At 42.2% G+C, this 26,008-nt stretch carries 18 protein-coding genes and 1 pseudogene; 16 read left to right on the top strand and 3 right to left on the bottom strand.

Annotated features, from left to right (window positions below; genetic code table 11):
* Nucleotides 1–419 precede the first annotated feature (419 nt).
* The 11 genes and pseudogenes from ACZ5N7_RS11565 to ACZ5N7_RS11515 all read left to right on the top strand — a co-directional run bounded on the left by ACZ5N7_RS11565 (nucleotide 420) and on the right by ACZ5N7_RS11515 (nucleotide 13,858).
* Nucleotides 420–1,037 carry a sugar transferase gene (locus tag ACZ5N7_RS11565; protein WP_464659240.1) on the top strand — a complete coding sequence of 206 codons (618 nt, stop codon included), beginning with the start codon at nucleotides 420–422 and terminating at the stop codon, nucleotides 1,035–1,037.
* Between the two features lie 389 nt (nucleotides 1,038–1,426).
* Nucleotides 1,427–2,734 carry an oligosaccharide flippase family protein gene (locus tag ACZ5N7_RS11560; protein WP_464654324.1) on the top strand — a complete coding sequence of 436 codons (1,308 nt, stop codon included), beginning with the start codon at nucleotides 1,427–1,429 and terminating at the stop codon, nucleotides 2,732–2,734.
* Nucleotides 2,725–3,681 (top strand): glycosyltransferase family 2 protein, encoded by a 957-nt coding sequence (locus ACZ5N7_RS11555; protein ID WP_464654323.1) that lies wholly within the window; start codon nucleotides 2,725–2,727, stop codon nucleotides 3,679–3,681. The genes ACZ5N7_RS11560 and ACZ5N7_RS11555 overlap by 10 nt, the downstream gene beginning before the upstream one ends.
* Nucleotides 3,682–3,685: 4 nt before the next feature.
* On the top strand, nucleotides 3,686–4,342 hold the full coding sequence (locus ACZ5N7_RS11550) for a CatB-related O-acetyltransferase (RefSeq protein ID WP_464654322.1): 657 nt from the start codon (nucleotides 3,686–3,688) through the stop codon (nucleotides 4,340–4,342).
* Between the two features lie 518 nt (nucleotides 4,343–4,860).
* The gene (locus ACZ5N7_RS11545) at nucleotides 4,861–6,018 is read left to right on the top strand and encodes a glycosyltransferase family 1 protein (protein WP_464654321.1); all 1,158 of its coding nucleotides are present in this window, start codon (nucleotides 4,861–4,863) and stop codon (nucleotides 6,016–6,018) included.
* A gap of 46 nt (nucleotides 6,019–6,064) precedes the next feature.
* Nucleotides 6,065–7,531, top strand: coding sequence for an O-antigen polysaccharide polymerase Wzy (wzy, locus tag ACZ5N7_RS11540; RefSeq protein ID WP_464654320.1), 1,467 nt, complete (start codon nucleotides 6,065–6,067; stop codon nucleotides 7,529–7,531).
* 455 nt (nucleotides 7,532–7,986) lie between these two features.
* Nucleotides 7,987–9,096 carry a glycosyltransferase family 4 protein gene (locus ACZ5N7_RS11535; protein WP_464654319.1) on the top strand — a complete coding sequence of 370 codons (1,110 nt, stop codon included), beginning with the start codon at nucleotides 7,987–7,989 and terminating at the stop codon, nucleotides 9,094–9,096.
* 405 nt (nucleotides 9,097–9,501) lie between these two features.
* The gene (gene galE, locus ACZ5N7_RS11530) at nucleotides 9,502–10,593 is read left to right on the top strand and encodes a UDP-glucose 4-epimerase GalE (RefSeq protein WP_464654318.1); all 1,092 of its coding nucleotides are present in this window, start codon (nucleotides 9,502–9,504) and stop codon (nucleotides 10,591–10,593) included.
* Nucleotides 10,594–10,861: 268 nt separating this feature from the next.
* Nucleotides 10,862–11,873, top strand: a pseudogene (locus tag ACZ5N7_RS11525) (IS110 family transposase); the annotation flags it as partial.
* A gap of 264 nt (nucleotides 11,874–12,137) precedes the next feature.
* On the top strand, nucleotides 12,138–12,629 hold the full coding sequence (locus ACZ5N7_RS11520; RefSeq protein WP_464654317.1) for a VanZ family protein: 492 nt from the start codon (nucleotides 12,138–12,140) through the stop codon (nucleotides 12,627–12,629).
* 206 nt (nucleotides 12,630–12,835) lie between these two features.
* Nucleotides 12,836–13,858 carry a copper amine oxidase N-terminal domain-containing protein gene (locus ACZ5N7_RS11515; RefSeq protein WP_464654316.1) on the top strand — a complete coding sequence of 341 codons (1,023 nt, stop codon included), beginning with the start codon at nucleotides 12,836–12,838 and terminating at the stop codon, nucleotides 13,856–13,858.
* Nucleotides 13,859–13,931: 73 nt separating this feature from the next.
* Here ACZ5N7_RS11515 and ACZ5N7_RS11510 read toward each other — a convergent pair whose 3' ends face one another.
* Both ACZ5N7_RS11510 and ACZ5N7_RS11505 read right to left on the bottom strand, forming a co-directional pair.
* Entirely contained in the window at nucleotides 13,932–14,267 is a 336-nt protein-coding gene (locus ACZ5N7_RS11510; protein WP_464654315.1) for a transposase, read from the bottom strand.
* Between the two features lie 123 nt (nucleotides 14,268–14,390).
* Nucleotides 14,391–15,164, bottom strand: coding sequence for a metallophosphoesterase (locus ACZ5N7_RS11505; RefSeq protein ID WP_464654314.1), 774 nt, complete (start codon nucleotides 15,162–15,164; stop codon nucleotides 14,391–14,393).
* 201 nt (nucleotides 15,165–15,365) lie between these two features.
* Here ACZ5N7_RS11505 and ACZ5N7_RS11500 point away from each other — a divergent pair, with 201 nt between their 5' ends.
* The 5 genes from ACZ5N7_RS11500 to ACZ5N7_RS11480 all read left to right on the top strand — a co-directional run bounded on the left by ACZ5N7_RS11500 (nucleotide 15,366) and on the right by ACZ5N7_RS11480 (nucleotide 23,881).
* Nucleotides 15,366–17,231, top strand: coding sequence for an AfsR/SARP family transcriptional regulator (locus tag ACZ5N7_RS11500; protein WP_464654313.1), 1,866 nt, complete (start codon nucleotides 15,366–15,368; stop codon nucleotides 17,229–17,231).
* A 126-nt stretch (nucleotides 17,232–17,357) separates the two neighbouring features.
* The gene (locus tag ACZ5N7_RS11495) at nucleotides 17,358–17,780 is read left to right on the top strand and encodes an ATP-binding protein (protein ID WP_464654312.1); all 423 of its coding nucleotides are present in this window, start codon (nucleotides 17,358–17,360) and stop codon (nucleotides 17,778–17,780) included.
* 5 nt (nucleotides 17,781–17,785) lie between these two features.
* Entirely contained in the window at nucleotides 17,786–18,157 is a 372-nt protein-coding gene (locus ACZ5N7_RS11490; protein ID WP_464654311.1) for an STAS domain-containing protein, read from the top strand.
* 153 nt (nucleotides 18,158–18,310) lie between these two features.
* Nucleotides 18,311–19,930: a stalk domain-containing protein gene (locus ACZ5N7_RS11485; protein ID WP_464659239.1), complete on the top strand. Its 1,620-nt coding sequence runs from the start codon at nucleotides 18,311–18,313 to the stop codon at nucleotides 19,928–19,930.
* A gap of 18 nt (nucleotides 19,931–19,948) precedes the next feature.
* Entirely contained in the window at nucleotides 19,949–23,881 is a 3,933-nt protein-coding gene (locus ACZ5N7_RS11480; RefSeq protein WP_464654310.1) for a YbhB/YbcL family Raf kinase inhibitor-like protein, read from the top strand.
* An 11-nt stretch (nucleotides 23,882–23,892) separates the two neighbouring features.
* On the opposite strand, the gene ACZ5N7_RS11475 is transcribed toward ACZ5N7_RS11480, so the two are convergent.
* Nucleotides 23,893–25,830: a PP2C family protein-serine/threonine phosphatase gene (locus ACZ5N7_RS11475; RefSeq protein ID WP_464654309.1), complete on the bottom strand. Its 1,938-nt coding sequence runs from the start codon at nucleotides 25,828–25,830 to the stop codon at nucleotides 23,893–23,895.
* Nucleotides 25,831–26,008: the final 178 nt, after the last annotated feature.

Genomic DNA, 26,008 nt, shown 5'->3' with positions numbered 1-26,008 from the left:
TTTATGGTAATGTCTGCTGCACCTTTATCACTGCGGGCACTCGATCAAGCTGTGGGTGAATCACCTTAGACGTTAATCGTCAAGGGTTTGATGTGAGGATGGGTTTGATGCCCTTTAATAATTAACCATTTAATAATAGTTTGAAACACTCAAATGTTATTTTTTTAGAATTACACGTATAGACACACTAAGTGAGCTAATTTTAAAACCTGTGGTCTTCTGTTCTAGGGATTTTAAAATTAACTCATTTAGGGGATCATTTAGGGGAGTGTCTAATCAAGACAAATGTTGATTAGTTCTATTATTTACTAAAATCAAACCAATAGAACTAAAACTTTAATAAATAGGGGCTGGAGGTATGGGTGGAAATGTTGGCTCAAAAAATTGAGGGAAATTTCTATAGTGATTATGCTGCTATAATGGAGCAATCAAATGTACACAATGGAATTGGAAAAGTAGGATTTTACCCATACATAAAAAGGACCATGGATATTTTTATGGCTTTAACTGGGTTATTTCTATGTTTACCTGCATTAATATTTTTTATCATAGCTATCAAGTTAGAAACTCCAGGTCCAGCTTTTTACTTACAAGAGAGAGTTGGACTTAATGGCAAATATTTTAAAGTGATTAAACTGAGATCCATGCTTATTGATGCGGAAAAAAATGGTGCCCAATGGGCTACAAAAAACGATAAAAGAGTAACAAAAATTGGTTCTTTTATTAGAAAAACTAGAATTGATGAAATCCCGCAGCTAATTAATGTGCTTAAAGGTGAAATGAGTTTAGTTGGACCACGTCCAGAAAGGCCGGTGTTTACTGCTCAATTTAATGAGGAGATCCCGGGTTTTATAAATCGTTTATTGGTGAAACCTGGGCTGACTGGATGGGCTCAAGTTAACGGTGGGTATGAGATCACACCTAAGGAAAAATTAGAACTTGATTTATACTACATTAGAGAGCTTTCCGTTTGGTTAGATTTAAAGATTATTATGAAGACGGTTAATGTTGTTTTAACAGGGGATGGAGCGAGATAAAAGGGCAATATACATATTCGAACTTTTATGTTGGTGCTTCTCGAAAGATTAGTGACGGTAGACTATTTGATTGAGTGATAAATTTTTAGAATAGTTTTAAGTTAAACTAATAAGGCTACCTTCAAATGCAAAGGCGATAGATGATATTTATTAGATTTTAAATAAAGTTATCAATGAAGGCTTGAACTTTTTTACGGATCTCTGAGGTGATATCGTGCGACAAACGCTGAGTTTTCCCGTACTTTAAACACGTTTTAACTTCTTGTAACTGTTGAATCATTGTTTCGATGACACTTTATCCATCCACAGGTGATCATAACATATCAGACGAGTGATAAGTAGGAATCCTTTCAGATGCAAATAGATAATCAGTTATAGGGTGTGGGAATATGTTTTTACATATTACAAAGAGTAAATTATTGATCAGATTTATAGATGGTGTAAAGTGGAGTTTTCTCGCTTCTGTGATATCTCAAGGAAGTGTATTTGCCAGTTCTATTATTGTCGCACGATTACTTGGGACAAAGTTATTTGGAGAAATTGGAATAATTCAAAGTACAGTTGGGATGTTAAGCGCAGTTGCTGGTGTAGGATTAGGTTCAACTGCTACTAAATATGTTTCTCAATTTAGAATCAGTGATCCTAAAAAAACAGGAAAAATCATTGGATTGTGTTCTACAATAGCTTGGGTAACTAGTTTGTTATTCTCAGTAGGATTATTATTCTTTGCACCTTTATTAGCTACACATAGTTTAAATAATCCAGACATCACTAACCAACTTCGTATAGCTTCAATATATGTTTTATTCTTTACGATTAATGGTTATCAATTAGGAGCATTAATTGGGTTTGAATGTTTTTCATCAATTGCAAAAATTGGCGTTTTTCAAGGTGTTACTTCATTAATTATCACCTATATATTTACGTCGTCATTTGGTTTAACGGGGGCTTCTATTGCATTGGGGATTTCAGCATTTGTAAGTTGGATTTTATATCTAGTAAAGTTACGAAACGCATGTAATTACTACCGTATAAAAATACAATATAACCGTTTGTGGTCCGAAAGTTCTATATTTACTACTTTTGCTATACCATCCGCAATTTCAGGAATTATTGGAGGAATTGCAATTTGGGAAACAAATGCACTTCTTGTACAACAAACTGATGGATTTTTACAAATGGCAATTTATAATGCAGCAAATAACTTTCGAATCATTATCTTATTTGTTCCAGGACTTATATCACGTGTTGCCTCACCTATTTTGTCAAATCTTATCGGTCAAAAAAATAATGCTGATTATCAGAATATGTTTTGGATGAATTTGTGTGTCACGGCTGGGATATCTTTAATAGTTGCTATTTTAATTTCAATTGGTGCACCTTTTCTATTAAACATCTATGGACGAGATTTTGTGGGTGGTAGGACATTAGTAATGCTTTTATCTTTCTCAACATTTATAGAAGTTATTGCTACAGCTTTGTTCCAGACACTATTCGTACATGGAAAGATTTGGTGGCAAGCATTGATTTCTTTTATTTGGAGTATGATACTTGTTGGTTTTACCATAGTAACTATAAAAACAATGGGTGCAATGGGATTGGGATTTGCCTTTTTACTAGCACATATGTTTAGTGCAGCATCATATTATTCAGCTTCATTGCTTATTAATAAGAAGGAGAAAATTAAATGCAGTTAATAGAGGAGTCTAATGATTTAAAAACTTACTTTAGTATTATTATACCAATGTACAATCGTGAAAAGGAGATAAAGCGTGCAATTCAAAGTTGTTTAACACAAACTTTTAGGGATTTCGAAATTATCATCGTTGATGATGCTTCCTCAGACAATTCTATACTAGAAGTAAATAACTTTGATGATCCCAGAATTAAACTTATAAGGCATGATGTAAATAAAGGTGTATGCCCTGCAAGAAATACTGGAATAGAACATGCTAGTGCAGATTGGATTATATTTTTAGACAGCGATGATGAATTTCTACCTGGTGCTCTTGAGAATATAAGTACAAAAACAAAGGAAGTTTCCGATGATATTGACCGAATAGGCTTTATGTATCAATGGGATGATGGAAGAGTTTCTCCTGATCCAATACCTAATAATGAGATTTTTGATTATGAGGGGTATATGAGATGGACTGAAAGTATTGGTTTGTCGGATTTTAATAATTGTATAAGAAAGAAAACATTTACCCATGTTAAATTACCTGAGGATCGAAGTTATGAGAGTATATATCATTTGGATTTTGCAAAAAATTATAAGACACTTATGGTACCTGAAATAGTTGCTATTGAGCATACAGATGCAATAAATCGGACAAGTAATCTAAATAAAAGGAAATTAGTTGACAAAACGTTGCTTGATGCTCCGGATAGCGCGAAAGGGATTGAACTATTACTTTTAAGACATGGAGATGCTCTGAAAAAAGTAGCTCCGGTTAGGTATAAAACGTTTTGTAAGATGAGAATTTTGTTTTATTTGTTAGCAGGGGATAGGTTGAAAGGGATAAAATTTTTTATCAAACAGTTAACCTTTAATCCCTTCTCGTTATCGGTATGGATAATATTAATATCGGGGCTAATAAGTTCTAGATTATTGGCATGGGTTTTGGTAATAAAAAGGGGCTGATGAATTGTTAATTAAAGATTTGATTCCCAATGGAATAAAAGAATATATTAAGCTTCTCAAGCTCAAAAGAAAATATATTGGTAGAAATATTGAATCTCACTTGATAGAGGGAAATGTTAAATTAGGGTTAAATGTTTCGATCTCTAGGGGGGTCGAAATAAATGAGGGGGTAAGTATAGGAGAGTGTTCTTATATAAATAGGGGATCTATTATTGCATCAGGTATAATAGGTAAATTCTGTTCTGTAGGATATTATTGCCAAATCGGACTCCCAGAACACCCTATAAATTATATATCGACCTCTCCGTATACTTACGGAAAAAAGAATATATTTAAGATGCATCAGCTTTATGATGATTATAACTCCCCGCCAATTATTGAAAATGATGTATGGGTGGGAAGTCAATCAGTAATACTACAGGGAGTAAAAATAGGTAATGGGGCAATTATTGCTGCAGGGGCAGTTGTAACTAAAGACGTTACACCGTATACAATAGTGGGAGGAGTCCCCGCAAAAGTTATTAGAAGTAGATTTAATGATGAAGAGATAGAGTATTTACGAACGTTGAATTGGTGGGATAATCCATGTGATAAAGAAAAATTACTTAAAGATTTGCTTACTTCAAAAGAAAAGTGGTTTTCTAAAATTAAAATACAATAATTTTTTTCACCAAATTCTTAGGGATAATCGCGGATTTTTATTTGCTTTTAACGAGGAAATTAAATACTTTAGGACTTGGGTTACTGTCTTTCTATATGGCTATAATAACAAGTTATTAAAATATTTACCTACGCTCAGGGGATAAAGTTTATGATAACTCGAATTAATTATATTTAAAAACCAATTGGCTCAGTATGTTGTTGCAGTGCTAACTTTTAAGAGAAATGATGATTTGAATCATCAGGCTACGAAGATAAGTTCCAGATTTATTGGTAAATGGTTTTTGTTGCACCCAAGCGAGTATTATTACGAGTTTTAGGTTGTAATAATAGTGTGTTCACCGTGGATAATCCTCTAAATGGTTGATATAACATAACTGAGAATTAATGGATTTTTCATATGGTAATAATGCGAAGATCCTTATTTTTATAGGCAAGTTTGAATATAATATAACAACAGCAGTCGACCATTATCAAGATTTCTTGATAATGAAAATATGTTAATAATGGAGTAATGGAGTGAAGATATTGAAGAATAATTGCGTTCGAATTCTTCATGTTGTAAGTGCCATGAATCGTGGCGGTGCAGAGACATTAATTATGAATTTATATCGCAATATTGATCGGAGTCAAGTTCAATTTGACTTTGCAGTGAATAGCAACCAGCCTTGTGATTTTGATAATGAAATTTATAAACTTGGAGGCAGGATTTTTCCGCATTCTAGTCCTACCGATGTTGGATTAATTGCTTATGGAAAAGTTTTAGCACATATTATAAATGAATATGGACCTTTCGCTGGTGTACACAGTCATGTACATCATTTTAGTGGATATGTTTTAAATATTGCGAATAAATCGGGTATATCGCTTCGTTTGGCTCATAGCCATACAACTCAAGATGATAAGAAAGATACATTGCTACGAAAAGTTTATCGATGGTATATGACTAATATGATATTAAAAAATGCTACTCATTTACTAGGATGTTCTCAAAATGCCTGTGAATCATTGTATGGTATTAATTGCCGGAATGATCTTCGTACCAAGGTATTAAATAACGCAATTGATTTAATTCCCTATAACATATCTCCCCCTGAGAAAAAAGTATTACGAGAAAAACTTAATCTTCCAATAGACGTTCCTTTAATTGGGCATGTTGGTCGTTTTAATTCAGTTAAAAATCATCGCTTTTTAATTAATATTTTTAAAAATCTTTTAAGAAAGTTACCTAACGCACAGTTAATATTAGTAGGAGACGGACCATTGAGAAATGAAATTGAAGATCTAGTGAAAGACAATGAAATATGTTCAAATGTTCACATGCTTGGTGTCCGTACTGACATTCCACAAATCATGCATTGCTTCGATGTATTTGTATTTCCGTCTCTGTATGAGGGAATTCCATTAGTTACTATTGAAGCGCAGGCGGCAGGAGTACCTTGTGTGATAGCAAGTACAGTTAGTAGAGATGTAGATATTAACATTGGTCTAGTACAGTTTGTTGATTTGCAGAGTAATATTGACTTTTGGGTTAATCAAATTTTAAAAAGCCTTGAAACAGATCGACCAAATTGGTCTGTTCGACAATTTGCTTTAAAAGCAGCGGGTTATGATATTACCGAAGTATCGCTGAAGATGCAAAGTATTTATACTAATGAAATTAGCTATCAAAGATAATAGATCAAGTTAAGAAATTTTATTTGCATTCAATTGGAGGCTTTTTATGCTCGATAATAAGAAGTACGAAACAACAATAGACAATAATTTTAATAATCCATCCAATATTAATAATATTTTCCGGTCAAATTTTGCTTTTTCAATTCTATGTAGGTCATCATGTTTAAAATGGGGATCTGCTTTAACTACATTGAGTATAGTGATTGCATTGATTAGTTTATGGTTATCAAACATAATCCAATCAAGTGGTGTTTTGGCAATAAGTTTCATCCTTACAATTGTAAACCTATATATCATATATGTAAACGTAAGGAAGAATGCTACCGGATCTATATTCACAAACCTTCTCGTATTGTTTATTTTGTCTTTTACACTATACATGATGACAACACCACTTGATTTTGTAACCGGGGCCTTAACAAACACTTCAAAATCAGATTTACTCAGTGCACTCACGCTATATTGTGTAGCGGACGTTTCACTTATTGCGTCGATATGGCTCTTCGGAAACATAAGTATGTCTCAATTAAAAGAACAAAACATAGAGTTTACGCCAAAACCTAATAGTTCGCGAAAAGTTGCAATATTTTTCATTGTCCTCGGATTAGTATTGATGATTTACACCCAAATGATGACAGGAGGTCTAGCTACATTTGGAATAACCAATCGTCTGAAAGCAATTTCCGATTCTCTCCAAACGTCTGGCACCTATTTATGGGTCCCCTGGCAAGCAGTTTTAGAAGTAGGACTGTTTTTATTAGCCTTTACAGTTAACAATAAAAAAGATACACGACGGTTCTTGCTATTGTTAGCAATGTTAGCCGCATTTTTCTTTTTGGGTTTTGGAAGTCGGTCAACTATTTTACTAGTTTGTTTTCCTGCTGTCGCCCTACTAATTGATCGTGGAGTTGTTCGTATAAATAAAATATGGACAGTTATCGTTGTTGTTCTGATACTTGTCACAGTTTCGCCAGTAATGACCAATTTTCGGGATGCACTTATGTCGGGTCAATCCCTTTCAACGTTTCCGGCGAGTGCTTGGGCATTTTCTAGTGGAGAGACCGGCGGTGCATTTCAAGTCACAGAACAAATCGCCCAAAGTAACGACTATTATGGCTCATATCCGTCATATATCCACGCGATTCTGTATGTGATTCCATCATCGATTTATACGTTTTTCTTTGGTCATGAAAAACCGCCTACATTGGAATTGTGGTACGTCGCACACTATTTCTATAGTATATTTATCAGCGGAGGCGGGCTTGGCTTTTCTCCAGTAGCTCAGGCTTGGATGAATGGAGGGTATGGTGGAATCATCGTAGTGTTCGCACTCATTGGTTTTATCTTGACCAAGTTACGCTCGAATTCACCAATGAAGTATTTTGCACTTCCGGTGATCATGATATTTCAGCGTGACTCATTGTCTCAAGTCGCAAATAACATCATATTTGCTTTAGTGTTCTATTGGATTGCTCTGTTGATAATCACACTGATTAATCGTCCGATACGGTGACAACAGTAGTTAAATGAATTCGAATGGCTTACATTGTTAATTCAGCCGATTAATGCAATATGTAAAAAAACATTGAACTATCGCTAACGGGCGCCCTTGCAACAAGTGAAAGAGGATCTTTAAACGCAAAAGACAGAGATACACCAACAGGAATAAAATAATCCAATAGTTGGAAGTATTTTTTTATATATCCGGTTCAAGTATTTTCTGATTAAAAAAAAGTGATAAATTTTTAATTATTATATAGATCTTAATCTCTTGTACATCATTAATTTCCTCATTATACATTAATAAATCTATATTATTTTCTATATTGTTCTCAAATTTAAAATCCATTTTTAATAATCTTGATTACCTTCAAAGACGATAATCTTTGCAACAAAAGCTAATTTTAAAAAATGTAATATTTCATAATAGAGAGGAGTAGAACTTTAATAAATAAAGTTCTTAATAAAATGAAAAATATAAGACTCTTAGTTATTGTTCTGAATTCAAGTTTCGGTGGAACAGAAAAACACGTGATTGATATTATTAGAAATATTGATAAAACTTTATTCGAGCTTAATGTTGTTATCCCCAGTCATTCGGAGATCTGTACAAGGCTAAAATCAATTAGTGGAATAAATGTGTTCGAAATTGATAGAGGTATAAGTTCGATATTTAAGATAAAAAAAATAATAAAAATGATAGAACCCGATATCGTACATCTACATAGTCCTAGAGCAACTTTTTTAGGTGGTATAGCGAGTTTCTTAGCTGGGAAGAAATTTAAAATAATGTCTACTGCACATGGTTGGATTCCTGAAAGATTGAAGTTAAAACGTCTCTATCAGTTTTTATATATTAATCTTCTCAAATATAATGATAAGATTATCGCAGTGTCTAATAATGTAAAAGAACAGATCATCTCAACAGGTGTTAATAATGAAAATGTTGTTGTGATATATAATGGTATTCCAATAGACGGTGAAACAACTCTTACTATAAAGAGAAACGATCCCAAAAAATTCATTTTCCTTGGAAGGTTTATTGAAGAAAAAGGATTAGTTTACTTGATTGAGGCAATAAAATATTTAAATAACAATTATAATAATAAGTATTATGTTGATTTGTACGGTGATGGACCTTTAATTGATGATATTAGAAGTTTAGTAAATTCATACAAATTACGGAATGTTAATTTAAAAGGCTTTGTGGAGCCTAAAAATGTTTTTAGCATTCTAAAAGAGTATGATTCATTTTTAATGCCATCCATTCAGGAAGGTTTTCCATATACCTTAATAGAGGGATTCTCTGCAGGGTTAATAGTAATAGCAAGTGAAGTTGGAGGTATTCCTGAAGCTTTAATAGATGGTGTGAATGGTTATTTAATTAAACCTAAGGATTCGCTTGATTTAGCTGCTAAAATGGAAAACGTTATAAATTTAACAGAACTTAAATATGACCAACTAATAATGAATTCAATAGAAAGTAGCAAAAAGTATAGTATAAAAAAAATGATTGAATCTTTAGAGAATCAGTATATAGAGATGTTAGGGATAAAACTTAATTTAATTAATCAATAAATCCCATGTTTGAATGCAAATCAAATTTTTGAGTCTTATCTCGAGTTTGGAACCATATATACCAGGTCCTTTAGCTATCTTATTTGATAATTGAGCGGATAATGTAGATAAAATTTCGTTCAACACTATAAGTATATTTGCAAATTCTATTTTGGTAACGATTATAATCCTAAGGCGTTATACATGGTAGATTGTGTATCAATGTCCTGTAATTGTAGATTCTCAATTGTTGTTTTCATTAAACATTACCTGTCCATATATTCTGCCACAATATACTTGATGTGTGATGCTGGTTAAAAATTATTTCTAGTAGCTGTTTACTTTAGTATTCAACAAATAAATTAAAACAAATTAAAAAGTTTCATAGATTACATATATTCAAAAAATATTAATGGAGGAAAATATATGTCAATTTTAGTAACAGGAGGAGCAGGTTATATTGGAAGCCACACTTGTGTGGAACTCTTAAATTCAGGTTTCGATATTTTAGTTGCTGATAACTTTTCTAACAGTAAACAAGAATCATTGAGACGTGTTAAAGAAATAACTGGAACGGATTTTGCAGTTTATGACATTGATTTATTAAATCAGCAAGAGTTAGAAAAGATTTTTATGGATAATAACATTGATGCAGTCATCCATTTTGCAGGACTTAAAGCAGTCGGTGAATCAGTGCAAATACCGCTCAGATATTATCATAACAATATTACTGGGACTCTTATCCTATGTGATGTTATGCAAAAATATGGAGTAAAGAAGATAGTATTCAGTTCATCGGCCACCGTGTATGGGATGTCGGAGAGTGTTCCCATCTCAGAGGACTTTCCATTAAGTGCTACTAACCCTTACGGACAAACCAAGCTCATGATTGAGGAGATAATGAGAGATATACAGAGATCTGATAATGAATGGAGCATTGCACTTCTCCGTTATTTTAATCCTATCGGAGCGCATAAAAGTGGGCTTATAGGAGAAGATCCGAATGGCATCCCGAACAACCTTATGCCATATATCACACAGGTAGCAGCTGGTAAGTTGGATAAACTAAGGGTATTCGGAGGTGATTACCCTACAATTGACGGCACTGGAGTGAGAGATTATATCCATGTAGTAGATCTAGCGAAAGGGCACTTGAAAGCCCTGGGAAAAATAATGTCAACTAAAGAAATTGCTGCCTATAATCTGGGTACAGGAAGAGGATATTCTGTGCTTGAGATGGTTGCAGCATTTGAAAAGGCTTCTGGTAAAAAGGTTCCCTACTCCATCGTAGAACGAAGACCTGGTGATGTAGCAATATGTTATGCAGATCCAACAAAAGCAAAACAAGAGCTTGGTTGGGTTGCTGAAAGGGGAATTGAAGAAATGTGCTCAGATTCTTGGCAATGGCAGTCAAATAACCCTAATGGATATAATGAATTTCTAGGAATTCCTATTAAAGTTGGAAATTTATTCACTACGAGTAAAGGGAAATTGTCGTTTAGTAAATCTTTTACTTAAGTTAATATAGTTACTACATTGTGATGTGCTGTGTTTAACATCTATAGGATCTTCATTGTGAGGAACGCAGCTTTTATCGTAAGCGCACATCGCATATGGCAACTATTTGATCATAGTAAAGAGAAGAGATTATAATTAATATGAGAAACCATATATATATGGAGCAATTCCTGTAATGAAGTAATTTGGGCTTTGAACGAAAAAAGCGCCTCTAGTATACTGGGATACGTTCAGGCAAGAACAATCCCATACGAAAAGAGGCGCTCACATGAAGTATAAGATGAAGCAGAAACAGATTCAACGCATTACACGAATTACCGAAAAAACGCTGATCGTCGGCGCGGACATCGCCAATAAGATACACGTAGCTCGGGAAGTGGATTTCCGCGGCATTGAGCTCGGGAAGGACTACGTGTTCCACAACGATCAGGAAGGGCTAACGAAGCTGGCATCGTTGATGAAGGAGCTAGGCCAAGCTCATGAGAAAACAGACATCGTATTTGGTATTGAGCCTAACGGACACTACTGGTTCCCGTTAGCGGTGTTTCTGAAGGAGCAAGGCATCAAAATCGTCGTTGTCAATCCGCATCATGTCAACAAAAGCAAGGAGCTAGAGGACAACTCACTAAGAGCGACTATAAGGATGCGAAGGTCATTGCCGACCTCATTCGGAACGGGAAGTATTCAGAGCCCAACTTACCGACTATGGAAGTGCAGAACTGCGCATTCTGATGAATTTTCGCGAGAAGATCATGGTGAGTTTGAATCAAGTGAAAGCTCGAATCGCAAACTGGTTTGACCGCTACTTTCCGGAGTATCCACAGGTGTGAAGGACTGGGAAGGCAAAGCATCACTCATGACCATGCGTCAGTTTCCAACTCCAGAGGAAATCATCTCTACAGGCGCCAAAGGCGTTCTCGCATATTGGAAGACGGAAATCAAGCGTGGAGTGGGCATCAAGAATTGAGCTTGCTGGCTTGCTGCAGCAGTTCGACCTGTTGACTGACCAGGAAGAAACCATCATGTCAGAAGTTTTGTGGATTCTTGAGAAAATCCCCGGGACGGTGCAAATGCTGAGCATCCCCGGGATTGGCGTACTAAACAACTACGACCACGGACAGCAGATCATCCGCTTGGCCGGACTGAATCTGACAGAGAACAGCTACGTAAAACGGAAGGGAAAGACCGAGTTTAGCAAGCGGGGGCGTTCTCGACTTAGAGGCATCTTGTTCCGCGCTATGGTGGCCAAGAACGAAGAATTTAAAGCGCTCCACCAATACCCCTTGAGAGATAGAACGAAGGAATGTAAGAGCATAGACCCAGCGTGATATGGGAGGGTAAACCCCGAGGGCGGATGTGGAGATCCACTGTGCGATCCCACCTTTTTATCCACAGTCTGGAATCTGGTAATTACAGGCTCTATTCCCGCCACCGGCCCTTACAGAAAAATATGTATCTACATCAATTCTCATCCAATACCCTCAAGGCGTCAAAGTCGAAAACCTAAGGATAAGTGAGAAAACAGGAGAAAACAATACTTTATAGTGGGAGGATGTTCTGCTATAAAATTTCTAAAATATTGGTTTCCAGTTATCGTTTTTATGTTAATTATCTTTTATTTTTCTTCTCAACCATATCAGAAGCAAGATCTTAGACCAAGATTACAAAAAGTGATTTCCCAAGAATTTGTTCAAAACCATTTTTCTTCTGTACAAATCCGTTACGGTCATGAAATAATTAGCGTGAATAATAATGGGCCCTATGGATTTATTGAGTTTTTTATTCGAAAAGGTGCCCATTTGATGTTATATTCTTCATTAGGTTTTTTAGCTGCAAGGGCTTTATACAATGCTCGTGTGCGGCATGCATTTTATTTGGTGCTTTTTGGCTGCTTTGTCTATGCGGGGTCTGATGAATTTCATCAATACTTGACCGGGAATAGAACGCCTTTGTTTGCAGATGTGCTGCTGGATACCTGCGGGGCATTAGTAGGTGCCTTTTTTTATTTTGGAACTATTAAAACTCGAGCTGTATAGTTCCCCTGGATCGTAAAAAGGATTGGGGATGATGAATACGGTGAACAAACCAAATGGCTTGGATTTTTCGAAAGGTTGTTTATCCGGGATACTTCTCAGTCTTCCATTGTGGATTCTAATAATCTATCTTGTCTATAGATTTATACATAAATGAGGGTTTAATACGTTTAAGAGTGCTTGTTAAACTACAGAAAAAGGTGAATGAATTGAAAGCCCATTATATCAGAAGCGCCGCTCTTTTACTCATTTTGTCCACGTTCTTGATCGGTACTGCGGATGCCGTACAAAAGTCCAGGCCGGTTGATGTTTACTATCCCTCTATGCATTTTATATTTGACGGATCCGAGTTGGTTCCATCTGATGGTCAAAAAGGTTTTATTTACGAGGGGAGCACCTATGTGCCTCTGCGGTTTGTGGCATATGCATTGAATTATTCGGTGCAATGGGATAACGACACGTACACTGTATCCTTATCGAAGCCAATTGCCCAGGACAAGCAACTGATCGATGAATATCGGATCAATCATCTTAACCGGGATGTCACCAGCGTGAAAAGGGATAATAGATATCTGACGCCTCAACAGATTGATGTTTATTTTGAACAGGTATCTTACCGTTTTCAAGGTGAAGCTAAACAGCCTTCTTCCGGATTGCCGAGCGGATTTATCTACCAGGATACGCTTTATGTTCCAATTCGCTTTATCTCGGAAATGGTGGGCCAAAAGATCGAGTGGGATCAGGAAAGCTATTCTGTTATTTCCACATCAACGGATAACTCCAAACAAGAGAGGGTTGTCGCGGATTCCGCTCCGCCTGCTCAGAGTGCGGCCACTCCATCTCAACCAATTGCACCGTCTGCATCCAGCTTGGCTGCTCCATCGTCTTTGCCTTCGATAGCTGGAGGCAATGGAGGAAGCACAACTAAGCCGACTTATGATTCTATTGTCGCAAAGGCAAATTCTCAAATCAGTGACTTGAAAAACAGGGCTTCTTCCCAATTGTCCAATTTGGTCATGCAGTATATTTCCAGTAAGGATGCGCAAGTGAGAACCAATATGAAGCAGCAGGCCGAATCTGCCCTGAATGGGTATGACGCCGAGTTCTCCACAATTATGGATACCTTGGAGGGGCAACTTCGGAGTAACGGCTATGATACTGCTATCATTGGCACTTACCGACAGGAGTATGAATCGCAGAAAGCTGCGGCGCGTAAAGCCTTGAGTAAATAAAGCAAAGATATATATAAAGTAAGGCAGGCAGTCGGGTATGAAGTGACCCCATAAAGTTAGACAGTTAATTTCGTTAGGCGGCCTGTTGGGCATGAGCTCGGTATTGTACTGGGCTCATGCCTTTTTTTCTAATGATCCCAGGAGAAGGAATATTAAAAATGACGGCTGTTTCATTTGGAGACGTCCCATTCTCACTCATATATTGGAGTACGTCTGGTTTATACCGCCTAGTGTAAGCTGTATAGCTTTTTTCAAAAGCCTTTATACCGTGATATTCATATTGTTTAATCCACATACGTACCACTTCATGATTAACCCCTAATGACTTTGCAATGCATTTCACGCCTTCATGTCCTGCCTGATATCTGAGAATGGCTTGCATTTTCAGTTCCATATTAAATTTTGTCATGAAAAAAACTGCACCCCCAATGTTAGTTGTGCCTAACAACCGGGGGGCAGTTCAATATCCTATGCCTGTCTTTTATTATCTCACGTGGTTTCCGGCATCGGGTGTTGGCAGCCAAGTCAATATCTACAAATAATGCATAGTTACCTCGCTACGGACCAGGAATCGGATGTTGATGCCGGTCTGGCCCATCCCTTTGGAAATGTAATAGGTGCCATAGGGTGTGCTGTTGAGACCCTTGTAGATCCCCATGGCGGGCAAAGGACCCATTGGCCTTATTTTATAGAAGTAAGGAATATTGAATTGTTTTCCGTGGAGATGGCCTGCCATTAAATAATCATATTTTCGGGTAAGCACCAGTACGATATTAGGATCGTGGGTTATCACAATCTTCGGAATGGACGAGTCTACACGGGAAAAGGCTTTGCCGATATTGCTCTTGCCGCTGTCATAATCATCGATTCCGATAAGCTGAAAGCTTCCCAGAACAAGAGATTCGTTTCTAAGGATACGGATGCCGAAGCTTTCTATGAGCTGAATGAGTCTGCGGAGTTTTAGCTGCTGATGATCGTGGTTGCCCAGCACGGCGTAGGTGGGGATTTGGGAGTCCCTAATAACGGCCAAATATTCCTTTAACCTCGGTAAACTGCCGGGCAGCTTGGTAAAATCGCCTGTTATGCAGATATAGTCTGGTTTTTCTTTTTCAATCACCGCTTGCAGATTCTTCGTACTAATCCTCAGTCTTTCCACATGCAGATCACTCAGTTGAAGTATTTTTAGCCCAAGACCTAGGTTGTACTTTACCCTTTCCACCTTTAGCCATTGAGTCGGCAGGATTAGCAGCAGGTACCCTATTAATGCCGACGCAAACGCCCCCAATAAAATCAAGGTGATCATCATCTGGGCATAATCCCCTATTCGGAAGAATTTAATGAAACCTATTGTAACATAATGCAACCCTGCCCGGAATTAGGTCTTAGGACTCGAGTTCGTCGGGGTTATTTTTATAGACAGCTCATTTTTTATAATTTTTTTTACGCTATCGACACCATTCGCGTTTACGCTAGTTCTTGTGTACTGTAAAATAAACAGCACCGATAGATGATGGAGATGGTGTATTTGTACGGGCAGCTGCAAGAATGGATACGTTCAGGACGCGTACAACAAGCGATCATGTGGTTGGAGAATGAAATATTACAGGGACGGGACGCGGGAGAGGACATGCTGTCGCTTCTTCCCAAATCCCGGCTTCAAGGGTCTCCGCTGCTGCTGAAGGCCGGCGGCGAGCATCATTATCGGTCCGGCCGGCTTCTGGAGGCCAAACGCGATTTGGCTTTAGCCGTCAAGGGCTTTGCTGTACAGAACTTCCGCAGGCCGCTCTTGTCAGCCATGGGACTTTGGGCTGACCTTCTTTTGCGTACAGGGAACCTGAGCTCGGCCGAGACGATTCTTCAATTTCTGAAGCAGGAATATGAGCGGGGTACAGGAATGGAGCTGGACGGTCAGGTCCCTTACGCTTTGGGCCGGGCGGAGTGGCTGCTGTGCGGTTCTTCGGGGGCTAAGGCCCTGCTTCTGGAAGCTTTCGATGCCTTTGTACGGGACGGAAGTGCAGAACAAGCCGACATGGCGGTCGAGCTGTTCATGCTGGAAGGGCGGGAGCAGGACACCGCACTCGAGACAGCGTTAGTGATGCATGTACAAAAGCTGGCGGCGGCAAACGAGAGATTCAAGCCCTATGATCTTCTGCTCCAGGCGCTGAGGCTGGCAAAGCAGGAAGAGTGGGAAGCAGCGGCAGGGATCCTGATGGGAATTCCATTGGAGCATCTGCCTTATAAACTGGCTGCGGCGGCGGAGCTGCAGTTGATTTATGCCTTGAGGCTTTCGAACAATCGGGCTTATTTGCAGCAGCTGGCCCGTTTGGACCGGTTGAAGATAAGCTACGTTTCTGATTGGGAGCTGCAGTATTCGGTTCGTCTTGCCCTGGCGGACGGGTATCAAGCCCAGGGGAACCATAAAGCCGCAGAGCAGGCTTTTCAGGAAATGGATGCCATCGGCGGCATGCTGAAGTTTTCCTATATGAAGCGGGAGCGTGAAGAACAAAGGGAACAGCCGTCTCTGGAGAAACCGGCGGAAGGCCCGTCCATCGTCATTAGCGAAGAGGCCTCACCGGCAGCGGGCGGTCCCTTGACGATTCACTGTTTCGGGGGGCTGAGGCTCATCGGCAGGCAAGGCGAGGCGGCGGACATTCCCTGGAAACGGAAGAAAGCCAAAGAGCTGTTCATCTATCTGCTGTTAGAGCCCAATTATTCGGCGGGCAAAGAGGAGATCGCGGAGCTGCTGCTGCCTGGAAATGAGCCGGAGCGGGCGCTCAAGCATCTGTCTGTTATTGTTCATCAGCTCAGGAAGGTCTTGCAAAGCGCATTGCAAATCGACAACGGCGTACTCATAAAGGACGACCAGATTCGGTTGAACGAATCAATGATCGAGTTTGTGGATGTGGAGAAGTATATGAACCTCATTCGGGTGGCCGATCGACTGTGGCTTCAGGATCCCGGTATGGCGGCCGATCTGTACAGCCAGGCGAATGCGTTATACGACAAGCTGCTTCCTGAGCTTCCTTACCTGGATTGGCTGGAGCAGCGGCGGGAGTATTTATTGGAAAAGCAAACCTTCGTCCTTCACAAGCTTGGAAAAGCGGCGGAGAAGGAGCGGCAGTTCGACCAGGCCGAATCGTATTACCGCCGCTGGATTGAGCTCAGACCTTATCAGGAGGATGCCTATCAAGCGATGATGAAGCTTCTTGTTCTCATAGGAAGACATAAAGAAGCGGAGCGGTGGTACGGCAAGCTCGCGGATGTGTGCCGGATGGAACTGAATGCATCCCCTTCGGAAGAAACGAAACGCATTATATCCTACCAGCAGCATAAAGCTTTTAACACTCCTCACGCGAAAGACGAAAGCGATTAATCCCATGCCAGAAGGCAAGGTGTTTCTCGACTGGATTCTGTAAGTTTTTTGTAATCGATAGAAGCTATAATAGACAATATATGTTAAGCTCTTAGTGCTTGGATCAGATAGAAGGTGATGTTTTGTATGGAAACCAGGGTTCCTTTTGCCGCCAAATGGGTTTTATCCAGTGAATATGGGCAGGAGAAGAACGTCTTAAGCGAGATCTCTGCTATCATCGGAAGGTTGGATCCGCTTTCCACCCGATTGGATGACATGCTGACGGCTGTAGCGGAGGCCTGCCTGAACGCGTTCGAGCATGGGAACCGGTTGAACATAAATCTGCCCGTACGGGTTCGAATGAAGGTGGATGAAATCAGCTATCTCTTTCATATTTCGGACGAAGGAGAAGGGTTTAATTCCCCTAAGCGGGAGGCAGGCTCCCCAGAAGGCGAAGAGGAATTCCGAGGCTGGGGGCTGCTCTTCATTGAAGCGTTGGCCGACCGTTGGTCGTATGGTCGCAGCAGGGGTAAATTTTATATTGAAATGGAATTTAAACGATCGGGGTGAGAGGCTTGGACACCGGTTTTCATATGGAGGTTCGGGAGCATCCGGAAGCCGTCCTTGTAGATTTGGTCGGCGATTTGTCCAGAAACGCGCAAGAGCCCATCCTCGGTTTTTTGCGTGATTGGGAAGAAAAGAGAAGCCGCGGAAGCGGGTTCATGGTGCTTAATTTTACCGGGGTCCCTTACATTAACAGCTTAGGAATCGCACTGCTGATCCGTCTTGTTCGTACAACCGCCAAAGCAGGGAACCAAACCTTCGCTTACGGAATTACGCCGCATTACCAGAAGCTGTTCCTCATGGTCGGACTAACGGAATACATGATGGTTTATCCGGATGAATATTCGATTTTGCAGCGGATCGAGGCGTTAGCATCTTCTTGACCTATAGATCTTGGCGATAACAGCGCCGGATCTATTTTTTTTTGCCAATTAGGAGAACCGGCTTTGTTGAGAATTTGTAACCGTCTTGTAAGTTCGGCTCCTTATAATAAGACCCGTAATTAAATAAACGAAGGAGGGTCTTGTTTGAAGGGAATGAAGAGAAAGGGAGCTTGGCTGCTGGTACTGTGCCTGATCGGCATGATGTTTACGACTTCGGCGCTGGCAGCCGAAACCAGGCTCAATTGGGGATCGGCGGTTGAAACGAGCTATGACATGGATATTCCGGGCACCATTCTGGTGTACAAGAACGAATTAAGCCAGGGAGGGATGAACCTCTCTACGAAAGCCATGGTCGATTTTAAACAGGCGAGTCAAGTGGATATTGTATTTGACACGGGCGCAGGACTCGGAGCGAACGGGATCATCGATTTGGGAAAGACGGATTTCGAAAGCGTGAACGCCATTCCCGCCAGCGGTTATTCCACTTTTATCAGTAAAACGGCTCCTGGAAATCTGTACCTGATTGCAACGCATGACGGGAACTTCGCCAAGCTGCTGATCAAGTCGATTATCGGAAAAAAGGTGAACATTAAATACTCGCTGCTGAGCGCTGCCCCCGTGATACCGCCGGCAAACAGCACGACGGAACCGGATCCTGCCAAGAACCCGGCCGGAGCAACAACCGGCGGCACAAGCAATAACGGAACGATTAACAACACAACCAACAACATCAACAGCGGGAATACCACGACAACCAATACGAATTCCGGCAATGTCTTCAACATCATCAATAATAATACCAACAGCAATAACACGGTAAACAGCAATAACGGAAACAACAGCGGAAATACAACGATTACGGGCAATAACAACCAGTTCGCGAACAACAGCAACAATACCAGCACAACGAGCACCAACAGCAATAACACGAGCAGTACAAACACGAACAGCAATAATACGACTGCAACGACCACAACAACGATCAATAAATCGATTGTACTTAAGGTGGGGGCCACCGATGTTAGAGTAGGGGATACAACCTCTTCGCTGGAAGTGGCGCCGCGTATTTCGGAGGAAGGAAATACCATCGTTCCGATCCGTTTCGTTGCGGAATCGCTCGGAGCAAAAGTCGCGTGGAACGGCGAAGAACAAATGGTCACCATCTCCTTGGGAAGCGACACGATTCTGCTTTGGATCAACAAAAAATCAGCGCTTGTCAATGGTGCCGTCATTCAGTTGGAAACACCGGCCCGGATCATTCAAGGCAGTACCTTGGTACCCCTGCGTTTCGTCAGCGAAAACCTGAAGCAAAAGGTAGATTGGGAGCCTCAAACCCAGCAGATCACGCTAACTCCACTGGATAGCTCCGCTCAAGCACCCAAGAGCAGCGAGAATGCAGCTGCGGCAGGTTCGGATAATGCGGATTTGAACTATTTTTTCAATAGCTACCAGCTTCTCGTCCCCGGTGTGGCCTACGTTAACAACTTTGGAAACGGACTCAGCACGCTGAACATTTCCTCCGGAGCCGTCGCGGGGTCCTTCACCATCAACAGCAACGGCACCTGGGACTGGAACAGCAGCTGGGACGGCAAGATGCTCCACGGCCAGTGGGTCCGCAGCAAGGACAGCAGCTACCCGATCACCATCCTCAAGGGAGAGGAAGGGCATGATTGGTACATTACAGCTGGGACGAAGCAATCGAAGAGCGACATCATTGCTTGGGACAAAACCGGCTCGATCTGGAAATACGGGTATAAGCTGCCGGTAAAATAACCTCTGGAGGGTGTAACTATGAACAGTAGGATAAGGAGCCTTTGGGCAAGAAAAGCAGTGGCCGTTATCTTAAGCTTATGTTTAGTGTCCCCCTTCAGTACAGCACTTGCAGCTGGGGAAGGGAAGGATATCCAAGGCCATTGGGCGGAAAAACAGCTCAAGGCCTGGATTGACAAGGGATATATCCAGGGCTATGCCGATGGAACGGTCAAACCGGATAATACCGTTACCCGGGCTGAATTTGTGACTTTAGTGAACCGGTCCTTCGGACTTAAGGAACAAGCCGAAGTGAAAGCGAAGGACATTGATCCCAAGAGCTGGGAGTACGAACAAATCGCCATCGCTTTGAAAGCGGGATATATCAGCGGCTATGAAGACGGGACCATGAGACCCGGCAATCGAATCAGCCGTCAAGAAGCGGCTGTGATGCTGGCGAATCTGTTGAAGCTGGATATTACCAAATCCATTGATCTCAGCCGATTCAAGGATGCGGGAAAGCTTCCGGAATGGAGCAAGGGCGCCCTAGGTGCTGTCGTGGCGAAAGGCTTGTTCGACGGATATCAGGACGGCTCGCTTGGTTTCGAGAACCAAACTACACGCGCAGAAGCGGTTGTTACGCTGGAACGCGCCAGGGCAGCAGGGCAAACTACATATCAAACTACATATCACACAGCCGGCACCCACGGTCCTGCATCCGGCAGCCAAACCATCGAGGGTGATGTGCTCATAGATACGGCAGGCATAACACTGCAGAACGTGACGATTACCGGAAACCTGACGCTGGGAGCAGGCATAGGCGAAGGGGATGTTACACTGCGCAACGTAACGGTCAAAGGAAATACGTATGTCAACGGCGGGGGCGCGAACTCCATTCATCTCGTAGACACCGTACTTGTTACCTTGGTGGTCGATAAGAAAACCGGCGACGTACGAATTGTAGCGGAAGGCAAAACCTCCGTGCAACAGGTGGATGTTCAAACCGGAGCTAAAATAGACGATACCCAAGCGACGGGGAATGGTTTTGCTAATGTTAAACTGACGACAGCACTTCCCGCCGGCTCGAACGTTACTCTTCTGGGCAGCTTTGAAAACCTGGAGATCCTGTCCAAGAGCATAGCCGTCGAGATTCCTGCCGGGTCCGTCAAGAACGTAACCGTGGCCGACAATGCTGGGGATACGACGTTAAATGTGGGTAAAGACGCCAAGATCGTCGATCTCGTATTGAATGCCGTTCTGAAAGTAATTGGTGAAGGCAAAATCGACAAAGCAACGATCAACTCCGCTGCGTCAAATACGACTTTCCAGACGCAGCCCGGTTCCAAGACGGGTTCCGGCACCGGTGACGGCGGTGGCGGTGCCGGTGGCAGCACCGGCAGCAGCAGTGGCGGCGGAAGCACCGGCAGCACCGGCAGCAGCAGTGATGACACCAGTGCAAGAACGGCCGCACCAACGGCCAATCTGCCGGCAGGTGAAGCAACCGCAGGCACCCAGGTGACTTTGAGCACAACAACGGCAGGAGCGACCATTTATTATACATTGGATGGCAGCCCGCCTACTACCTTGAGCACTGCGTATTCCGGTCCGATCACAATCAACACGTCATTAACAATAAAGGCCATTGCTGTCAGGACGGGGATGACGAATAGCGTAACCGCGGAGTTTGCTTATACCGTAAGGAATACGCCGTTGACACCGGAAGTAAGTTCCGTGAAGGTTGCTGCAAATGCCGATCGTTCCATTACCGTTTCCGGTATGGCGAGTAATGCCACAGACTTGAGAATCACATTAATCAGCCCGGACGGACAGCGATACCCTCATTTGAAGAAAGATGGTATAACGCTGAATGCTGACGGATCCTTCACCTTTACATCAGGCGCAGACTTGTATGCAGGCGATTGGGGCTACAGCGTCATTGCACTTAATAGCACCACAGAATCGGCTGAAAATACAGGGACAGTGAAGATCATTTCTCAGGCTCCGCAATCCAATCCGGTTACAGCAGTCGTTTATGGCAATTCGGAATTGACCATGGATACACCGACAACGCTGGCAACGGGGTATTGGTTGTTCAAGATTACAAATGCCGTGGCCAAAGAGGATATGGGCAAGAATGATGTGATCGTCACAGGATTGCCTGGTGGACTGGGCTATGACGCCATGATCATGAGAGAATCGAACGGCAGTCCGGCCGGCGGCGGTACGATCATTATTGTCGACGTGTTCGGAACAGCAAATGCCGCAATCCTGTCTCCGGTAACCGTAAATGTTGCTATTAAGGGCGGCGCCGTAACAACTCCGAATTTGTTGGATTCCGATCCGATCGCGGTGAGAATTAACCCGGCAGGAGCTCAAAGGGATACAGTGCCTCCAGAAACCGTCACCAATCTGGTTTACGGCGATGTAACCTCTCACTCCTTGCAATTAACGTGGAACGCTTCAAGTGATAATGTGGGGACAGTAGGATATGCTGTTTATCAAAATAACTTACAAATCGGAACGGTGACCAACACGGTTTATAAGGTTTCTGGGCTTTCACCGGCTACATCTTATTTGTTTGGAGTTAAAGCGTTTGATGCGGCAGGTAACTACAGTAATGTAACAACGGTTAATGCTGTAACCAAAGCGCTTTCTACCTTTACTGTAAGTTCAACAGGCTTTCCTAAAGGCGGAAGCATTCCGCTTAAATACGCCTTTAATTCCTGGATCGGAGCTTCCAATACCAGCATTCCTTTACGCTGGAACCACGCGCCGGCGGGCACGCGATCTTTTGCAATTATTATGTATGACTCCGACGCTTCCAACTGGTTGCACTGGGCTGTTGTTGATATACCCTCCACAATAACGTCCCTTGCTGAAGGCGCATCGGGTTCGTCCATGCCGCCAGGAAGCAAAGAGCTGTATAGTGACTTCCTTTCTCCGGGATACGGCGGACCGATGCCTCCTTCCGGTACACATCACTATCATGTAGTAGTGTATGCCTTAAATACGAATAAGCTGGACGGACTGGACGCCAATCCTCCTTATTACGGCTACGATGCGTTATTAAGCAAACTGAAAGGCAAAGTGCTTGGGCGAGCTGAAACGACGGGAACTTTCACATTTAGTAGTGAGCTAGTCCCGCAACCGTCCGTTCAATCCGTGATGGCGGTTGACGGCACGACGGTGCATGTAACCTTTAATCAGCCTGTCGGCACACCGATATTGTCCGCTGATTACTCGCTGGATCAAGGGCTGAACGTCACTTCCGCATACTTGTTTAATCTAGATTCTTCAAACCGGACGGTCGAGTTAAAAACAGGTCCACAGGACTCTACGAAAACCTACGCGCTTAGATACAAAGGAATCTCCACCGGCAAAAGTTTTCCGGGATTCTTCGATGTTGCCCAGGCTGTAGCTGCGGATAGCGCATCTTTAAGGGTTGAGATCATGCCGGGAGATTCCTTGGAAAGCATTACCAAAGATGTGATGCTGCCGATCAACGGCAGGAACGGTACTACGATCAGCTGGTCCTCCGGCAATCCCGGTGTTATTGCGGACAATGGAGTAGTGAAACGGCCAAATATGTATGCCTCAGACGCAACCGTAACCATAACGGCAACTATCAGCAAAGGCGGTACGACTGAGAAAAAAAGCTTTGTTTTGACGGTAAAACGGTTTAGTCCTAAATTCACTATCCAACCTGGTAATTTACCGGTGGGTTACAGCAGCCAGGATTTATTGATCACGGCAACCGATACCCATTTTGTACCCGGGGGTGTATTTCCGGCAACCATTTTTTCCATTAATCAACAGGACTACAAAAACGTCACAGGAGCCTCCACTTTAACGGTGCTAAACGAAACCAATGCGATTTTACATTTAGCAAGCGGCCTGGCAGCAGGCACTTATAATGTAAATCTGTATACAGAAACGGAAGACGTTCAAGCTAAATTGATTATCACTAATCCTTAATATTATTAAAATCAAAAAGGGACAGACGAATCCAGGATTCTAGCTGTCCCTTTTTGATCCCGTCGATAATATCCTGTCAACTTAATAACCACCAAAGTCATGTCATCCTGATTTGCACCTTGATCCGCGAAGGTCTTGACATCGGATAAGATTAGCGATTGGAGGTCCTCAGCGGAAGCATTCATCGAAGCCCCGGCCTTCAGGATGAGTTCCAGCCTTTCAAACCCGTACATTTCCTCCATCGAATTCCGGACCTCGATAATGCCATCGGTGTACAACACAAAAGTGTCGTCCGGGCGGACAGGCATGGTTTCGATAAACGGTTTAATGTCCGAATCGACCCCGATAGGAAAGGAAGAGGAAGGTATCGTTTCAACCCGTCCTTCTTTGATCAAATATGGAGAGACATGTCCGGCGCTCGCATAGGTCAAAGTATCGGACTCCTTATCCACCAAGACGAGCCCTAACGTAACCAGCATGAAACTGGAATCGGAATACAGCACGCGGTTTAACTGCTTGATCATATCCGGCAGTGTATGGTTATGATAAGCTTCCGAACGAATCAATCCGATGACCTTGGACATGATTAACGCCGCGGGCAGCCCTTTGTCCGTTACATCTCCAATTACGAACAGTACACGCTTATCATCCAGGGCGATCACATCGTAAAAATCTCCGCCCACTTCCCTCGCTGCGGCCAAAAATGTGGATGTCTCAACCCCCTCCGGAAGCTTCTTCCGGTCAGGGAGCATTTGCTGCTGGATCTTGCCGGCAAGCTTAAGTTCCTCGTCCTTCTCATTGTAATAGTCTGATAATTCCTGGAACAAAGCCTTCTTCTCCATTTCCTTCGGCTCGGCGTCACTCAGCCAATGCACCAGCAGGAAGCTTATCAATAAGATACATAATGCGATCAAGTAAGTGATCTTGTAATTCCCGACCGAAGCGGGTACGACCACGGCATTCAGAATAAGTCCAACCCGGATGGAAAACAGATACAGGCCAAGCCCCAATCCCAGAAAAAGAAACGGCCGTCCGCTGCCTATCCAGGTCGCCAAGGCATAAAGCACAAAGACGTCAAGAAAGGCAAAACCTATCTGCATCGCGGTACTCCCCAAGAAAGCGGCAAAGAAGGAAGAAGAGAACGCATAGACCGTATAAGCCAGACCCAAGAACGCCATTCCGTAAATGACGGCACGAATGCCCTGCCGGTCCATTAAACGGCCAACAATGGGCAGGGCCAACAAATACACCAGCTTTTCATAATAATTCGGGATGGCTGGAAATTGGGCCAGGAACGGATTGACAACCTGGTACATGATGCCGCCCAGCAAACAAATAATAAAAATGAACAGGTAGAGCGGGATCGGATTGCTCCGGTGTTCTCTGGTTTCCTCTGAAGATTGATGTATGACAGGTCCGAGCTTATATATCCTTGGAATCGTGAGTAAAGCGATAACAAGCATGGTCGATCCCAGAAGCAGACCGGGGACAGGCGAGAATTGAGAAGCTTTAAAGGTATAGTTTACAACGGTGACCAGAACTCCATTGAAGGCGAATGCGAAGCCGAGACGGTTTCCGGGGATCATTTTCTTTAACAAATAAAGCCAGCTGAGGGACGGAAGCGAAGCGAACAGACCAATCCCGGCGAAGACGAGGCTCCATCCGCGTGAATGTACTCCTAATAAAGATAGATTGAGCAGCAGACACAGCAAAATACTGATGAAATTGATGGTAAGCAGCAGTTTCCAATCCGGCCTGGCCTTGTATAAGAGAACACCCCACAGGACAAAAGAAAGGGAATAACAGTTCAAAAACAAGGAAGCCGTTTGAACCGGATCTTGGCCGGAATGCGCTGCAAGCTTAAACAACACCGGACCGAATAACGGCAGGGAAAGAACCCAGCCCTGAACGCCGGTCATAAATAACAATAATGGGATTGCTGCTCTCATGATGGGCCACCTTACCGGAAAATAATTGAATTCAAGTAAAGTTATTCAACATGAATAAAGAAATTCCTCTCCCAGGAGACATTATCCAGAACATTAACGGGAGTTTTACCCGCAAAAAGATCCTACAGAGCGACAACAATCAGCAAAAGTGCTAATCTTCAAAAAATTTTCTCTCTTT

It is taken from the genome of Paenibacillus sp. JCM 18996 (assembly GCF_055392555.1).
Note: the sequence above shows the minus strand (reverse complement) of the source record. Positions and strands in the feature narration are given on the sequence as shown.

Coding starts and splice junctions, on each gene's coding strand:
- ACZ5N7_RS11565 (WP_464659240.1), top strand. CDS start 420: ATGGAGCAATCAAATGTACACAATGGAATTGGAAAAGTAGGATTTTAC.
- ACZ5N7_RS11560 (WP_464654324.1), top strand. CDS start 1,427: ATGTTTTTACATATTACAAAGAGTAAATTATTGATCAGATTTATAGAT.
- ACZ5N7_RS11555 (WP_464654323.1), top strand. CDS start 2,725: ATGCAGTTAATAGAGGAGTCTAATGATTTAAAAACTTACTTTAGTATT.
- wzy (WP_464654320.1), top strand. CDS start 6,065: ATGCTCGATAATAAGAAGTACGAAACAACAATAGACAATAATTTTAAT.
- ACZ5N7_RS11535 (WP_464654319.1), top strand. CDS start 7,987: ATGAAAAATATAAGACTCTTAGTTATTGTTCTGAATTCAAGTTTCGGT.
- galE (WP_464654318.1), top strand. CDS start 9,502: ATGTCAATTTTAGTAACAGGAGGAGCAGGTTATATTGGAAGCCACACT.
- ACZ5N7_RS11510 (WP_464654315.1), bottom strand. CDS start 14,267: ATGACAAAATTTAATATGGAACTGAAAATGCAAGCCATTCTCAGATAT.
- ACZ5N7_RS11505 (WP_464654314.1), bottom strand. CDS start 15,164: ATGATGATCACCTTGATTTTATTGGGGGCGTTTGCGTCGGCATTAATA.
- ACZ5N7_RS11500 (WP_464654313.1), top strand. CDS start 15,366: ATGATGGAGATGGTGTATTTGTACGGGCAGCTGCAAGAATGGATACGT.
- ACZ5N7_RS11495 (WP_464654312.1), top strand. CDS start 17,358: ATGGAAACCAGGGTTCCTTTTGCCGCCAAATGGGTTTTATCCAGTGAA.
- ACZ5N7_RS11485 (WP_464659239.1), top strand. CDS start 18,311: ATGAAGAGAAAGGGAGCTTGGCTGCTGGTACTGTGCCTGATCGGCATG.
- ACZ5N7_RS11480 (WP_464654310.1), top strand. CDS start 19,949: ATGAACAGTAGGATAAGGAGCCTTTGGGCAAGAAAAGCAGTGGCCGTT.
- ACZ5N7_RS11475 (WP_464654309.1), bottom strand. CDS start 25,830: ATGAGAGCAGCAATCCCATTATTGTTATTTATGACCGGCGTTCAGGGC.